Below are 14,870 nucleotides of genomic sequence, written 5' to 3'. Positions count from 1 at the left end.
GTTTTTTAATTTTACAACATGCATTATATAAGTAAAAATTTATGGTTTCCTAGTGTGAATGAAGCTACACCCGAAGGTTTATTAGCTGTTGGAGGAGATTTATCTGTAAACCGTTTAGTACTTGCTTATAAATCGGGTATTTTTCCTTGGTTTGATGCTGAAGAGCCTATACTTTGGTGGAGCCCAGACCCTAGGTTTGTGTTATTTCCTAATAAATTAAAGGTTTCAAAAAGCATGAAACAAGTATTGCGTAGTAAGCGCTTTAAAGTAACTACCAACACCGCATTTAAACAAGTAATGCAAGAATGTTCAAAAATTAAACGTTTTGGGCAACAAGGCACTTGGATAACTGATAGCATGATTGACGCCTACGTAAACTTACATAAAGTAGGTTTGGCAATATCGGTTGAGGTTTGGCAAAACAACCAGCTTGTTGGCGGTTTATATGGTGTAGATTTAAAAAATGGCGTGTTTTGTGGCGAAAGTATGTTTGCCAAAGTAAGCAATGCTAGTAAAGTGGGTTTTATAACCTTTATACAAAACAGTAATTATAAACTTATAGATTGCCAAGTACATACAGACCATTTACAAAGCTTAGGTGCCGAAAATATAGCTAGAGATTTATTTTTACAGTATTTAGAGGCTTAAATTTTAAGTACCGCAGTCGTTAATAAATAAAGATTGTTTTTAGCGTTTACATTATAACTTTCCCACCTAAATTCTAAGCCGCTTTGTAGTTTCAAGTGCTGGTCTATTTGCCAGCCAATTAATGTTGTAAATCTTTGGTCAAATAAAGGTTTATGAGCTTCACTAAAACTAACTAAAGCTTCGGTACTGGCTACTAAATACGTTTCTCCAATGTTTAGTTTTTCGCCATTCAACGGAAAATCTACAGCAAATCTATAACGCTGCCTAAAGGCAGTAAAGGCGTTAAATATTCGTTGTTCAAACCGTATTCTATGGCCGTATCGTATGCCTAGTTTTTGTTTGGTTATATTAAACTGTTGTGTAAAACGCCACTCATCACTACCCGTGTTAAACCAATCTCGGTTACGGAAATAAATACCTAAGCTTAACTTGTGAATAAAGTTTAGTTTAAAAGTTGAAAAATGGTAAAAATCTACTTGTTGTTGTTTGTAGTTTAAGTTGTTTTGGTATAAAAAATACCTACTTCTAACAGCAAAATTAGCACTGTATTCTTTACTGAAATTATGGTTTACAGATGCCATGGTTTCACCCAAACTACTAAAGTTATTTTGTGCTGAAGCAGCTGTATATATTATTAAAAAAAGTAATATGTGTAGTGTGTTTTTAATATAATGCATGCTCGTATGAAGCAGACGTAACTCTTCTAGATTTTTTAAAAGTACCATTTTCATTAAAAGTAAGTTCTCTTAATTCGTGACGCTCTTTGGTTTTAATTTCGGCAATAATTTCAAAATGTGTAGGTTTTTGGTTGGGGTTATTTACAATGTGTTCAATAAACTGTTTGTCTGTTTTATTGCTATTGTTTATAAACTGTTTTTGAATTTTAATGAATCTTATTTTTTCAAATTTATCAGAAAAATGACGCTTAATCTTTTGTAATGATGCCTTTGGTATATGTTTTTGTTTTATTAATATTTCTATATCTTCTAAAGTGCCAATGCTGTCAAATTCAACGCTGTAGTGTAGTTTTTTAAGTTTAAATTTGGTTTCAAAACTAACTTTTTCACCATCGGTTTCTTTATAAAATTTTAAGTAGCTAACATTATTTGCTAAAAAGTTAAAATAGGAGCTTGCTAATTCAGGAAAATCAGTTTGTTTAATGCGTTCTTCTTTTTCATTTTTCACCTGCGAAAAACAAAATGCATTACAAAGTAGCGCTAAAAAAATATAGTTTTTAAACTTCATTATACCTAAAACAGTTAGTTACGTGATCATTAACCATACCTGTTGCTTGCATATGCGCATAAACAACTGTTGTGCCTACAAATTTAAATCCGCGTTTCTTTAAATCTTTACTAATTGTATCACTTAAAGGCGTGTTTGCAGGAACTTCGGCAAGTGTTTTAAAGTTGTTTTTAATGGGTTTACCATCAACAAAGCCCCAAATATATTTGCTGAAACTTCCAAATTCTTCCTGAATTTTAATAAAAGCTTGTGCGTTGGTAACGGTAGCATTTACCTTCAGTTTATTTCTAATAATTCCAGCGTTTTGTAATAAGCTGTTAATTTTAGTTTGGTTGTAAGTGGCTATTTTTTTATAATCGAAATTATCAAAAGCTTTTCTGAAATTTTCACGTTTTCGTAATACGGTTATCCAACTTAAACCAGCCTGAAATGTTTCTAAAATTAAAAATTCAAATAATGTGTTATCATCATAAACAGGAACGCCCCATTCTTCATCATGGTATTTTTGGTAGAGCGCATCATCTTTACACCAAGCGCATCTATTTTTAGCATTCATAACTTTGTAAGTTTTAAAGTGTGTTTATGACAAATATCATGCAATAAGCAATGGCAAGATACTAATTTTACAACGTTGCAAAAATATTATTACTATGAATACAACTATAAAAACTAGTTTAAATAAAAGTATTAGTTACAATACCTACCGCGAGGTAATTGATACATTGGCAGCAAATAACAACACAACAGGAGAAGACAAAAGTGAAGCGCGTATTAACTATACCAAATTAAGTGCGCGCCGAATGAAACGTTGGGATAAAACTTTAAAAATTGACCCAAAACAAAAAGCTATATTGGCTGATTTTGAACTACCTGTAACCTGGTTAGTAATTACAGAAAGTTGGTGTGGAGATGCGGCCCATGTAATGCCCGCGCTAAATAAAATTGCTGAAGTAAACCCTAATATTACTTTAAAAGTAGTTTTAAGAGATGAAAACGAAGCTTTAATGGATATGTTTTTAACTAACGGAAGCAAATCTATACCGAAATTAATAATGATTGATAATAGTACCGAAGAGGTGCTTGCAACCTATGGGCCAAGACCAAGTGAGGCTACTAATTTTGTAAATAGGTTTAAAGCTGAAAATGGCGCGTTAACACCAGAATTTAAAGAAGATTTACAACATTGGTATAATAATGATAAGGGCCAAACAATAGTAAAAGATATTACACAATTATTGTGCAAATTTCAGCCTAGTTTTTGCCAATAAAATTAAATGTGATAGTACCAATTTGTGATGGTTTTGCAGCATCTACACTAAAGGTAGACTGTTTTGCATAATCTAAAGCATGTTCAATTAAACACGCGTTATTTGATGTTGATGCGTTGTTTACATAAGCATCAATAACATTGCCTGCAGCATTTACAGTAATGGTTACTACTATTTTACCATTTTCTTCGCAAAGGTAAACGGGTATTGGTATGTGCTGTTTGGTTCTGTTTTTTAAAGAAAAACCAATGGTGCTATTAGCATTATTATGAGCTCCTGTTTGCTTTTTTAAAACTGCATTTGCTTTGTTGAATTTTGAAAGTAAATCTTCATTCAACTCTTCTGCCTTTTGCATGTTTTTATATTTTTCTTTGTAGCCACCAGTATAGGTGTCTGCAGCATTTATATCGCTTGTTTGTGGTTCATAATCTTCGGGTGGTGCAATGGTTTTGTAGGCTTGAGCAAAACGGTTGGCGTTTTGTGTTTCATTAAAAGCGCTATTGGTTTCGGCTTTGGTGTTATTTAATTTATCTAAAGCGTTTAAAACTTCAGTTTCTTCTTTAGAAAGCGGATCTTCAGGCTCTAATTCATAATAACTTTCGGCTATACGTTCGTTATGTTTTTTTAAGCTGAAGCTAAAAACAGTAAGAATAACTGATGCAGCAACAAAAAACGTTAATAATAGGGCTTTATGTTTATCTGTTAAGTGCAATAATTAAAGTTTATGTATTACAATATACGTAAAATAGAAATAATTAGTTGTTAAGGTTTTTTATGAAGTTTTCAATAGATACCGCATTTTCAACATTGAAATCGCCAATTTTTGTGCGTCTTAAAACTGAAAGATGCGCGCCACTGTTTAATGCTTTTCCAAAATCGTTAGCCAAAGAGCGTATGTATGTACCCTTGCTACAAACCACCTTAAATTCAACATGAATGCTGTTGGTTTTTGGTGTGTTTGCATGCGTAATATTTGTAATTTCAAATGTAGAAATTGATACTGTTCTTGGTTTTATTTCAACGTCTTTTCCTTCTCTAGCAAACTCGTAAAGGCGTTTTCCATCTTTCTTAATAGCAGAAAAAACAGGCGGATATTGTTCAATGTCACCAACAAACTGTTTAGTGGTTTGGTGTATTATTTCTTCGGAAATATGCTCAGTAGAGAACGTTTCGTTTATATCGGTTTCTAAATCAAAAGAAGGTGTAGTGCTGCCAATAACAAATGTGCCAGTGTACTCTTTAATTTGAGCCTGAAATGTGTTTATTTCTTTCGTTTTTTTTCCTGTACAAATAACCAAAAGCCCAGTTGCTAAAGGGTCTAAGGTGCCTGCATGCCCAACTTTTATTTTTTTTATGTTGAAGGCACGTCTAATTTCCCAGCGTAGTTTGTTAACTGCCTGAAAAGAGGTCCACTGCAAAGGTTTGTCAATAAGTAAAACCTGTCCGGTTAAATAATCTTCTGCAGTCATTAAACTAGTTTAAAAATGAAACAACAATAGCTATAATACCAACAATGGCACAGTAAATAGCAAAATATGATAACTTACTTTTTTTAACTAAGGCAATCATCCAAGTACATGCAAAAAGGCCGGCAACAAAAGCTGCCACAAAACCAATGGAAAGTGCTGTGAAATTTTGACTTTCCATAGAAATATCGCCACTTAAAACATCTTTAGCAATTTTACCAAAAATTAAAGGTACAACCATTAAAAACGAAAAACGTGCAGCTTTAGTTTTATCATTACCCAATAAAACAGAGGTTGAAATTGTAGCGCCAGAGCGCGAAATACCTGGTAACATAGCAATGGCTTGCGAAATACCAATTACAAAAGCGTTACTAAAACTAACTTTTTTGTTGGTGTCTTTAGCTTTATCTGCCAAAAATAATAGGGCAGCTGTTACAATTAGCATAGCGCCAACTAGTATAATGTTGCCACTAAAAAGCGCTTCTAATTGTTCTTCAAAAAACAACCCAACAACTACAGCAGGCAGCATAGATATTACAATTTTTGCTAGAAACTGCATGTCTTCATTCCATTGGAATTTTAAAATGCCTTTTATAATATCTAAAATATCTTTTCTAAAAATAACTAAAGTACTTAAAGCAGTGGCAAAATGTAACACTACGGTGAAAAGTAAGCTTTCTTCGGGCACAGAATTATTACCTAAAATGGCTTTTCCTAACTCTAAATGTCCGCTAGAAGACACTGGTAAAAATTCTGTAAGGCCTTGAATAATACCTAAAATAATTGCATCTATTGTATCCATGGCAGCAAAAGTATTAAAATAGACTTTTTTACAGCTATTTAGTTTGTGAATTTATTTTTAAACCGCTTTAAAAGTTGAATCTCTTATAATAAGGTTGCCTTTAATTTCTATGGTTTTATTGGTAAGTTCATTAGGGTTTTCAATATCATCAACTAAATATTTAACGGCTGTAGCGCCTATTTTTTCTCCAGGTTGATCTATAGTTGTTAGCATAGGCTCAATAATTGTAGAACTTATTGAGTTACTAAAACCAATTACAGCAATGTCTTCAGGAATTTTAATATTAAACTTTTTTAAGGTTTGAATAACGCCAATAGCAGCACTATCAGTTATAGTAAAAATAGCATCGGGTCTTTGTTTTAAGCTTAAAAGTAAGTTGGCCATACGTTTGCCTTGGCGTAGCGAAATATCATCAACACTAATAATAATTTTTTCGTCTACTTCAATGTTGTGTTCTTTTAATGCTCGTAAATAACCAGCAAATCTACGCTCAGAATTATATGAGTATTCATTTTCTTTAATAATAGCAATACGTGTTTTTCCTATGTTAATTAAATGTTCAATAGCATTGTAGGCCGCTTCTTCTTCATTTATAACTACCTGCGAGCACGGTATTTTGTTTGAAGCTTTATCAAATAAAATAACTGGAACTCTGTCTATAACTTTTAAAATGCGGTCTACTTTTCTTGTAACTTTTGATATTGACATTAAAATACCATCAACATTGAACTGCAACATGGTGTTAAGCATTTCAATTTGCTTTTCGGCATCGTTATCAGATTCAGATATAATAACTTTATAACCCTTTAATGAAGCTTCTTCTAAAATACCTTTTAAAATGGTACTAGTAAAATAATGCGTAATATTTGGTACAACTACACCTATTATATTGGTTTTTTTTTGCCTAAAACCTTTAGCAAACAAATTAGGTGTGTAATTTAATTTTTTGGCTAAGGTTTTTACTTTTTGTTTTGTAGCTTCACTAATGTCAGGATGATCATTTAAGGCTCTAGAAACGGTTGATATAGATAAATTTAGAGTTTCTGCGAGCTTTTTTAATGATACGTTTTCTTTCTTCATAATAACAAATTTTAAATTGCAAACGTTTGCGGTAACGTTTGCGTACAAATATGCTAATTTTTTAGTGCTTTTTTTATGGTATTGATTATAAATTTGAGTTATAATTAACTAATTCTAAATAAGATGAAAAATACTATTTTAACTTTACTATGCTTTTTTAGTGTTTCTATAATGTTTGCGCAAACAGATGTTTCTGGAACAGTAAAAGATCAAAGCGGCGTACCAGTAACTGGTGCTAATGTGCTTATTTTAAACAGTTCAACTGGCGCTACAACAGATTTTGATGGCAAGTTTAGCTTTAACACAAGTTTAAGCGGTACCCAAAAATTACAAGTATCTTTTATAGGTTATGAAACCTTTATTAAGGACATAACATTGAATGGTTCCCCAATTGCATTAGAAATAGTATTGCAAGAAGGCGGCAATAGTTTAGATGAGGTTGTACTTACTGCCTCTGCAACGTTTAGATCACAAAAAGACACACCAATGTCTATAAGCTCACTAAAACAGAAAGAAATAACCAAGCTTTCTGTAAACTCGCAAGCAGATGTTTTAAGAAGTATTCCCGGTATTACTGCCGAAGGTGGCGGAGGTGAAACAGCTTCAAACATATTTGTTAGAGGTTTGCCATCTGGCGGGCAATATGTATTCAATCCGTTGCAGTATGATGGTATGCCGCTTATGAGTACGTTTGGTTTAAACTCATCGGCGCATGATGTGTATGCAAGACCAGACATAGGTTTTAAAGGTGTAGAATTTGTACGTGGTGGTGCCGCAGTTTTGTACGGTGCTGGTTCTGTAGCTGGTATTATTAACTATACAAGTAAAACAGGCGATTCTAATGATGAAAACATTATTAATGTTGAATGGGCAGATAAAGGACGTATTAAAACAGATTTCTATTCTGGCGGAAAATTAGGTGGTGAAGACTCTAACACATACTACGCATTTACAGGCTTTGTAAGAAAAGATGATGGGCCAATAGAAACAGGTTTACCAACAAAAGGTGCGCAGTTTAGAGCTAACATAAAACAAAAATTTGAAAACGGATCATTTACCATCCACGGTCAGTTTATTAATGATAGAGCGCAATTTTTTATGCCGTTACCTTTAGATGGTGCCAGCAGAACACGCTTAACAGGTAATGATGGTGAAGAGGTTTCTCAATTATTATCTGGTGAATTGGCACATACGTCATTTTTAACTGCAGGCGGTGCTTACAAAAGTCCAATTGAAGATGGTGTTCATACACAAGGTGGTTATTTAATGGGCGATTTTAACTATAGCTTTGCTGATGATTTAAAATTTAAATCAAAAGTAAGATACGCAAACTATAAACATAATTTTGCTTTATATGTTGGTGGTAATGGTGATAATAACAACCCAATTACATTAAATGATTATGTAAACAATGTAGCGCCAGGTAATTTAGGTTACGTTGCCCAATATCAAGGAACAGCAGCTGGTATTAATGGCAACGATTTAGTTATTGATAACTTACATATTGATAGATTAAGACCAATGACAGATTACTCTGGTGAGGCATCATTAACAAAAACTTTAGAAGCTGAAAACGGCACACATAACATTACAGCAGGTGTGTTTTTAGCACGTACTGAAGCTGAAGATGTAAACTACCAATACAGAGTTTTATCAGAGTTTAATAACAATCCAAAACTTGTAAACTTAAGCTATACTGATGCTGGTGGAAATAATGTTGTGTTTTCTGAAGGTGGTTTATACAACAGAATTGGTATGACATCAAATAGGTTTTTATCACAAAACAAAACAGCTTTCTATATTACTGATGAAATGGTGTTTGATAAATGGCGTTTTGATGTTGGTTTTAGAATTGAAAACACAAAAGGAATATTTAATGATGGTAACATAGTATCAACACAAGTATACAATAACCCAGAATTAACACCAGAATTGGCAAACGTAAATTACGCCGATGGTAGTTTTATTAGAGCAGAAGTTGATGCTACAGATTGGGCAGTATCTTTAGCTGCTTTATACAAATTAAACGAAACAGTTAACCTGTATGCAAACTTTTCAAAAGGGTTTTTCTTTCCACAAATTAGAGGTTTTGCACCTATTGCAACTGGTGTAACGGGTAGTAAATATGACTCAGAAAAAATTATTCAGTTTGAAGCTGGTGCAAAATTAGGTACTCAAAAATTTAAAGGATCATTTGCTGGATATTACGTTGGTTTAAGTGACAGAATTAAAATAGATCAAGGTTTTAGCGGTGGTACTTTAGTAGATTTATTCCGCTCTGAACAAAGCACAAGAACCTTTGGTTTAGAAACTACTTTTGATTGGGCATTTGCTAATAACCTTAGTTTAAGAGGTTCTGCAACCTATCAAGCACATGAAATTAGCAAAAACGAAAGAACAGATTTAGTGGCAAACACTACTACTACTGCCGATGAAGGTAATGAACTTGCAAGACAACCAAATTTCTTAGGTTCGGCAGGTGTGTATTATGATAATAATGGATGGGATGCTTTATTCTCATTAAATCATACAGGAAGTAAGTTTACTTCAGATACTAACACAGTTGAATTAGATGCTATAACAATTGCACGTATTGGTGCCGGTTATGAGTTTCCTATGGGAGGCGAAGATAGTACAGATACGTTAAGGCTTGGTTTTTCAGTATTCAACTTATTTGATGATGAAGGCGTAACCGAAGGAGATCCAAGAAACATTAACCAAGCGGGTGATGCTGAGTTTTTCTTCGGAAGACCAATTTTACCAAGACGTTTTTTCTTAACTGCTACATTCAATTTTTAATTCATTCACAATATAGATTAATAGATTAGTTGTTTAGTTTGTGCTCACCACCTTTTAGCTAAGGTTACTGGTGGTGGGCTTTTTTATTGCAAACTAGCACATGCACTATTTTAATTCACAAAAAAAATAACATGAAAAACGCTTTGTACAAAACAGCTCAAGAGGTTTTAAATAATAACTGGAAAGATGGTTTTAGTGTACCATGTGCTAAGTTATATCCATTCCAATGGTTTTGGGATTCTGGCTTAATTGCTATTGGTTTTGCACATTTTGATATGCCAAAAGCCGAACAAGAAATTAAAACCTTACTAGACGCCCAATGGGGCAACGGTTTTATACCGCACATTATATTTCATACAGAAAGCGATACGTATTTTCCTGGTCCAGATTTTCATAGATCAGATTTACACCCATTATCATCAAAAAAATACAAATCTACAGGTATGACACAGCCACCTGTAACAGGTTTTGTGTTAGAAGAAATTTATAAAATTAGTAAAGATAAACAGGCAACTTTAAAGTTTATTCAAGAAACAATTGATAAAGTGTACTTTAACCATGAGTACTTTTACAATAACAGAGATGTTAATAACGAAGGCTTAGTTTATATTTACCATAACTGGGAATCTGGTACCGATAATTCGCCAATTTGGGATGACATTTGGAAAACAATGAATCCGCCAGAATACACCTTTGAACGTAGAGATACTACACATGTTGATGCTTCTGAAAGACCATCAAAACGTGAGTACGACCACTATTTGCATATTATTGAAATAGCAAAAGCACATAATTACAGCGATGAAAAAATAGCTGAATTATCGCCGTTTTTAGTACAAGACCCATTATTTAATGCCGTTTTAATAAAATCTAATCAAAGTTTAATTAACTTATATGAGCTTTTAGGAAATAATGATGCTAAAATTAAGCAATTAAAACAATGGCAAGAAAAAGCTATAGCATCATTTAATACTAAATTATATGATGAAAATTTAGGCGCTTATGTACATTACGATTTAAGAAACGAAAAACAATTAAACTTTTTGTCATCATCATCATTTGCACCATTATTTGCAAATATTCCTAGTAAAGAAAGAGCAGAAACTATGGTTAACGTTATGATAGAAAGATTTGGAGGAGATAATCAATACTTGTGTGCATCTTTTGATCCTACAAGTGAGCGTTTCAACCCTAAAAAATATTGGCGTGGTCCTGTTTGGGTAAACTTAAACTGGATGTTGTTTAATGGTTTGATTGATTACGGATACAATGCTATTGCTGAACGTGTAAAAAATGATACTGTAAGTATTATTGAACATAACGGTTTTTATGAGTATTTTGATTCTAGAAAAGAAATTCACGGTACGGTAAATGCAGGTTATGGCGGCAATAATTTTTCATGGAGTGCAGCTTTATTGGTAGATTTATTAAACAAAAAATAAATAGAATAAACATTTAAAAAAATAAGTCATTATGAATTACATAGATTATATCATTATAGTAGTGTATTTGCTAGGTTTTTTAGGAATTGGCTATTTTTTTAAAGAAAATAACGACTCTAAAGACTATTTTTTGGGTGGTCAATCAATGGGTTGGTTTCCATTAAGTTTGTCAACCATGGCTACGCAATTATCGGCCATAAGTTTCATATCGGCTCCGGCATTTGTAGGTTTAAAAGAAGGTGGTGGTTTACAGTGGTTAACCTATGAATTTGGCGTGCCACTAGCTATGGCGTTTTTACTAATAGCCATTATTCCATCATTATATAAATCTGGAATTGTTAGTGTTTATGAGTATTTAGAAAAACGTTTTGATGCCTCATCACGTTTGTTAATAAGTTTTGTGTTTCAAATTAGTCGTTCAGTAGCAACAGGTGTTATGGTGTACACTATGGCTTTAATTTTACAGGCTACTATTGGTATTGAATTCTGGATTTCTATTTTAATTATAGGTGCCATAACAATGGTTTACTCGTTTCAGGGAGGAATGAAAGCTGTTATTTGGGGAGATGTTATTCAAATGCTCATCTTGTTTTTTGGTATTATTATCTGTTTAATTTATGGTTTAAGTGAATTGGGTGGTTTTGAAAACTTTTTAACCAACGTTGATAAAGATAGATTAACGGCTGTAGATTTCTCTAAATGGGGATTTAACAACGCCAATAAAAATGACGAATTTGGCTTTTGGCCCATGGTAATTGGTGGTTTTTTCTTGTATGCTTCGTATTACGGCACAGACCAAACACAATCACAAAGGTTGTTATCTGCCAAAGGCATGCCAACAATAAAAAAGTTGTTGTTAGCAAATGGCTTGTTTCGTTTTCCAATAACATTAACTTACTGTATTATGGGTTTGGTGTTGGGTACATTGCTTTTACAAGATGCTAGTTTTCAAAGTATGATGGATAGCGTTTACCAATCTAACATCACAAGTTTAGAAGGTAAAAAAGCCGATTTAATGGTGCCAGTTTTCATTATAAAATATTTACCAAATGGTATTATAGGCATTTTAATAGTAGCAATAATGTCAGCAGCAATGTCTTCATTAAGTTCAACAGTAAACTCATTGTCTGCCGTATCTTTAGAAGATTTTGTTAAACGCTTCAAACCAAACATGTCTGATAAGCAATATGTAATGAACTCTAGGTTGTTATCGCTTTTTTGGGGTTTAGTATGCCTGTTTTTTGCATTTTTTGCTGGCAGTATTGAGGGCACAGTTATAGAAGTAATTAATAAAATAAGCTCAGTATTTTACGGGCCTATTTTAGCTGCATTTATATTGGCAATTTTAACAAAGAAAACGCATGCGTTAGGTGCAAATATTGGTATTGTGGCAGGCGTGTTATTTAACATGTATTTGTGGCTGTATGTGCCAGAAGTATTTTGGTTTTGGTGGAATGCCATTGGCTGTCTTGTAACTATTATTGTGGCATACACAATTAGTTTAATTATTAAGAAAGAAACTAAGCAAGGCTTAGAGGTTGTATTTTATAAAGCAGGAAAAAAGGAAGTGCTTATTTTACTATCATATTTTGTAGTAATAGCCTTGTTAGCTATGTCATTATCACAAATTTTAAATTAAATTTTTAACAATGAAAGTAGTAATTGCTCCAGATAAATTTAAGAATTCACTAACAGGTGAAGCGTTTTGTAATGCAGTAGAGGAAGGTTTGTTAGCCAAAAACCCTGGGATTGAAATTTTAAAATTACCATTAGCCGATGGTGGCGATGGCACCATTGACGTTGTGAATTATTATTTGAAAGGAGATAGGGTGAAATTAGTAGTTAATAATCCATTTTTTAAAGCTGTTGAAGCATCTTATTTATATGCTGAAGATTCTAAAACCGCATTTATTGAAATGGCCGAAGCTTCTGGTGTAAAATTGTTAAAAGCTAAAGAATTTGATTGTAAAAACGCATCTACCTTTGGCACAGGTGAATTAATTGAAGACGCTTTAAATAAAGGTGCTAAACACATTATTTTAGGTATTGGCGGAAGCGCAACTAACGATTGTGGTGTGGGTATGGCAACAGCTTTAGGATATCGTTTTTTTAATGACAACAACCAAGAAGTTGAACCTATTGGCGCTCATCTTTCAGAAATTAAAAAAATATGTGTTTTAAAAGCGCACCCAAAATTACAAACCACAAAATTTAGTGTAGCTTGCGATGTTACAAACCCGTTATACGGACCAAACGGCGCAGCCTTTGTGTATGCTGCCCAAAAGGGTGCAACCAAAAGAGATATTAAAATGCTAGATAAAGGCTTGCAAGATTTTGCAAAACATTTAGAGGCAACCTTTAAAGTTAATGTGCAAAATGTAAAAGGAGCTGGTGCCGCTGGAGGTATGGGTATTGCTTCAAAATTGTTTTTAAAAGGCGAATTAATTCCGGGTATAGAACTTATTAAAAACTTAGCGAATTTTGATGCAAAAATAACGCATGCAGATTGGATTATTACAGGCGAAGGTAAATTAGATACACAAACAATGTCTGGTAAAACCATTCAAGGAGTGTTAACTTCCGCGAAAGCGAAAAACATAAAGGTTGCTGCTTTTTGTGGCGCTGTAGAATTATCAGAAAATGATATAGATGCTATGGGAATTACCTATGCCAACGCTGTTATTAGCAAAGCAAAATCTTTACAAGATGCTATGCGAAATAGTTACACATATGTGAAGCAAATGGCTGAAAACTTTGGGTTTTTGCTGTTAGGAAATAAAACGGATTAGCCTTTCTTTGTTCTATAACAAGAGGTTTAAATAGATTTCTTACTGTTTTTTGGAAAACTACTCCTTATCCGGATTTAAAAGAATAGCATAAATTTGAATACCAAACCCTGCTAAAACCAAAGCAGGAGCTAAGCGAATACGTCTCCAAGAAAAAATTTCAGGATTAAAAACATTGGGGTCATCACTACCGCCACCAGACATTAAAATAAAGCCTATAGCTATAATAGCTAAACCAATAAACATGAATTTATAGTTTTTTTTACCAAAAACAAACATGGCTTTTGTGTCTTCTTTTCGTTTTTTTTCTCCCATGGTTTTAAAATCAATATTGCAAATTAAAGCATTTATTTGGTGCCAAAGTGTTAATCTAAATGTAATTTATACTTAATAATACAACTCATCGGTTTTTAAATTTAAAAAACGTTGGGTTGCAAAATGGGTGCTTATCCAAGTAATAATAATACCTAAGGCAAAAACAAAAGCAAAAAGTAAAACAACTAAAACAGGTTTAGCAAGTAATTGTAATTCAGGAAATGTTTGGTTTAAATAATAAAGCACAATGGCCATACCAATTAAAGCCAATGTAGCACCAATAATGCCTAAACGTATGCTTTTCCAAATAAAAGGTTTGCGTATAAAGTGTTTGGTTGCCCCAACCATTTGCATTGTTTTAATGGTAAATCGTTTTGAGTATACAGATAAACGTAAGGAACTATTTATTAAAAGCACCGCAATTACAGTAATAAGTGCACTTATAATAAGTACCCAAAAACTAATTTTTTTAACGTTATCATTCATTAGGTTTACCAAGTCATTATCATAGCTTACTTCATCAACAAACTTTTTATTTAAAGCCTCGGAAGATACGGTTTCTAAATGTTCAGAGGTTACATAATCTGCTTTTAAATGCACATCAATAGAATTCTGTAGAGGGTTGTAGCCTACAAAATCCATAAAATCTTCGCCTGTTTCAGCTTTCATAAATTGGGCAGCCTGCTCTTTGCTAACGTATTCAATAGATTTTACATAATCGCTCATAGCTAAACTTTTTTCAAGTTGTTTAACTTCAACTTCTTTGGCATTTTCTTTTAAATAAATGGTAACAACTACCTGTTCTTTAAAATGGTCTGATACTTTTTTTGCATTCAAAAGTATAATACCTAACAAGCCAAGTAAAAACAATACTAACGCAATGCTTAATACTACTGAAAAGTATGAAGAAATAAGTCGGCGTTTTTGTTGTTTTTCAAAATATGAACTCATAAAATCTATTTCATTAATGCAGTAAAAATATAAAAGAATTCTGTATTCCTTAACTAATACAACGTTTA

Annotated in this window: 15 protein-coding genes; 6 read left to right on the top strand and 9 right to left on the bottom strand. The window is 32.9% G+C overall.

The features are described from left to right. Positions 1-18 precede the first annotated feature (18 nt). Entirely contained in the window at positions 19-648 is a 630-nt protein-coding gene (gene aat, locus ACXAG4_RS09755) for a leucyl/phenylalanyl-tRNA--protein transferase (protein WP_475295888.1), read from the top strand. Here aat and ACXAG4_RS09750 read toward each other — a convergent pair. From ACXAG4_RS09750 to ACXAG4_RS09740, 3 genes are read right to left on the bottom strand one after another with little or no spacing between them, the layout of a single operon-like run. After that, the gene (locus ACXAG4_RS09750; protein ID WP_475295887.1) at positions 645-1,325 is read right to left on the bottom strand and encodes a DUF2490 domain-containing protein; all 681 of its coding nucleotides are present in this window, start codon (positions 1,323-1,325) and stop codon (positions 645-647) included. The genes aat and ACXAG4_RS09750 overlap by 4 nt on opposite strands. Then, on the bottom strand, positions 1,312-1,893 hold the full coding sequence (locus tag ACXAG4_RS09745; protein WP_475295886.1) for a hypothetical protein: 582 nt from the start codon (positions 1,891-1,893) through the stop codon (positions 1,312-1,314). The genes ACXAG4_RS09750 and ACXAG4_RS09745 overlap by 14 nt, the downstream gene beginning before the upstream one ends. Continuing rightward, positions 1,883-2,449, bottom strand: coding sequence for a DNA-3-methyladenine glycosylase I (locus tag ACXAG4_RS09740; protein ID WP_475295885.1), 567 nt, complete (start codon positions 2,447-2,449; stop codon positions 1,883-1,885). The genes ACXAG4_RS09745 and ACXAG4_RS09740 overlap by 11 nt, the downstream gene beginning before the upstream one ends. 94 nt (positions 2,450-2,543) lie before the next feature. On the opposite strand from ACXAG4_RS09740, the gene ACXAG4_RS09735 reads away from it, so the two are divergent. Continuing rightward, a complete protein-coding gene (locus ACXAG4_RS09735; RefSeq protein WP_475295884.1) occupies positions 2,544-3,161 on the top strand; it encodes a thioredoxin family protein in 618 nt (205 codons plus the stop codon). On the opposite strand, the gene ACXAG4_RS09730 is transcribed toward ACXAG4_RS09735, so the two are convergent. From ACXAG4_RS09730 to ACXAG4_RS09715, 4 genes are read right to left on the bottom strand one after another with little or no spacing between them, the layout of a single operon-like run. Beyond that, entirely contained in the window at positions 3,145-3,873 is a 729-nt protein-coding gene (locus ACXAG4_RS09730) for a hypothetical protein (protein ID WP_475295883.1), read from the bottom strand. The two genes, ACXAG4_RS09735 and ACXAG4_RS09730, sit on opposite strands and share 17 nt — an antisense overlap. Positions 3,874-3,916: 43 nt before the next feature. Further along, on the bottom strand, positions 3,917-4,630 hold the full coding sequence (truB, locus tag ACXAG4_RS09725; RefSeq protein ID WP_475295882.1) for a tRNA pseudouridine(55) synthase TruB: 714 nt from the start codon (positions 4,628-4,630) through the stop codon (positions 3,917-3,919). Between the two features lie 4 nt (positions 4,631-4,634). Then, positions 4,635-5,429 (bottom strand): undecaprenyl-diphosphate phosphatase, encoded by a 795-nt coding sequence (locus tag ACXAG4_RS09720; RefSeq protein ID WP_475295881.1) that lies wholly within the window; start codon positions 5,427-5,429, stop codon positions 4,635-4,637. Positions 5,430-5,486: 57 nt separating this feature from the next. After that, positions 5,487-6,509: a LacI family DNA-binding transcriptional regulator gene (locus ACXAG4_RS09715; protein WP_475295880.1), complete on the bottom strand. Its 1,023-nt coding sequence runs from the start codon at positions 6,507-6,509 to the stop codon at positions 5,487-5,489. Positions 6,510-6,632: 123 nt separating this feature from the next. On the opposite strand from ACXAG4_RS09715, the gene ACXAG4_RS09710 reads away from it, so the two are divergent. The 4 genes from ACXAG4_RS09710 to ACXAG4_RS09695 all read left to right on the top strand — a co-directional run bounded on the left by ACXAG4_RS09710 (position 6,633) and on the right by ACXAG4_RS09695 (position 13,539). Next, entirely contained in the window at positions 6,633-9,308 is a 2,676-nt protein-coding gene (locus tag ACXAG4_RS09710; RefSeq protein ID WP_475295879.1) for a TonB-dependent receptor, read from the top strand. A 131-nt stretch (positions 9,309-9,439) separates the two neighbouring features. Continuing rightward, complete coding sequence (locus ACXAG4_RS09705) at positions 9,440-10,750, top strand: MGH1-like glycoside hydrolase domain-containing protein (protein WP_475295878.1); 1,311 nt, start codon at positions 9,440-9,442, stop codon at positions 10,748-10,750. 31 nt (positions 10,751-10,781) lie between these two features. Next, on the top strand, positions 10,782-12,389 hold the full coding sequence (locus ACXAG4_RS09700) for a sodium:solute symporter family protein (RefSeq protein WP_475295877.1): 1,608 nt from the start codon (positions 10,782-10,784) through the stop codon (positions 12,387-12,389). A 10-nt stretch (positions 12,390-12,399) separates the two neighbouring features. Continuing rightward, positions 12,400-13,539: a glycerate kinase gene (locus ACXAG4_RS09695; protein WP_475295876.1), complete on the top strand. Its 1,140-nt coding sequence runs from the start codon at positions 12,400-12,402 to the stop codon at positions 13,537-13,539. A gap of 57 nt (positions 13,540-13,596) precedes the next feature. On the opposite strand, the gene ACXAG4_RS09690 is transcribed toward ACXAG4_RS09695, so the two are convergent. Together ACXAG4_RS09690 and ACXAG4_RS09685 are read right to left on the bottom strand one after the other, a co-directional pair. Further along, positions 13,597-13,851, bottom strand: a complete 255-nt coding sequence (locus ACXAG4_RS09690) for a DUF3098 domain-containing protein (protein WP_475295875.1) — start codon at positions 13,849-13,851, stop codon at positions 13,597-13,599. Positions 13,852-13,923: 72 nt separating this feature from the next. Further along, positions 13,924-14,802, bottom strand: coding sequence for a cell division protein FtsX (locus ACXAG4_RS09685; RefSeq protein WP_475295874.1), 879 nt, complete (start codon positions 14,800-14,802; stop codon positions 13,924-13,926). Positions 14,803-14,870 lie beyond the last annotated feature (68 nt).

It is taken from the genome of Seonamhaeicola sp. ABD4_175, assembly GCF_056160885.1.
The sequence above is the reverse complement of the archived record's forward strand: the minus strand, read 5'-3'. Positions and strand labels throughout refer to the sequence as shown.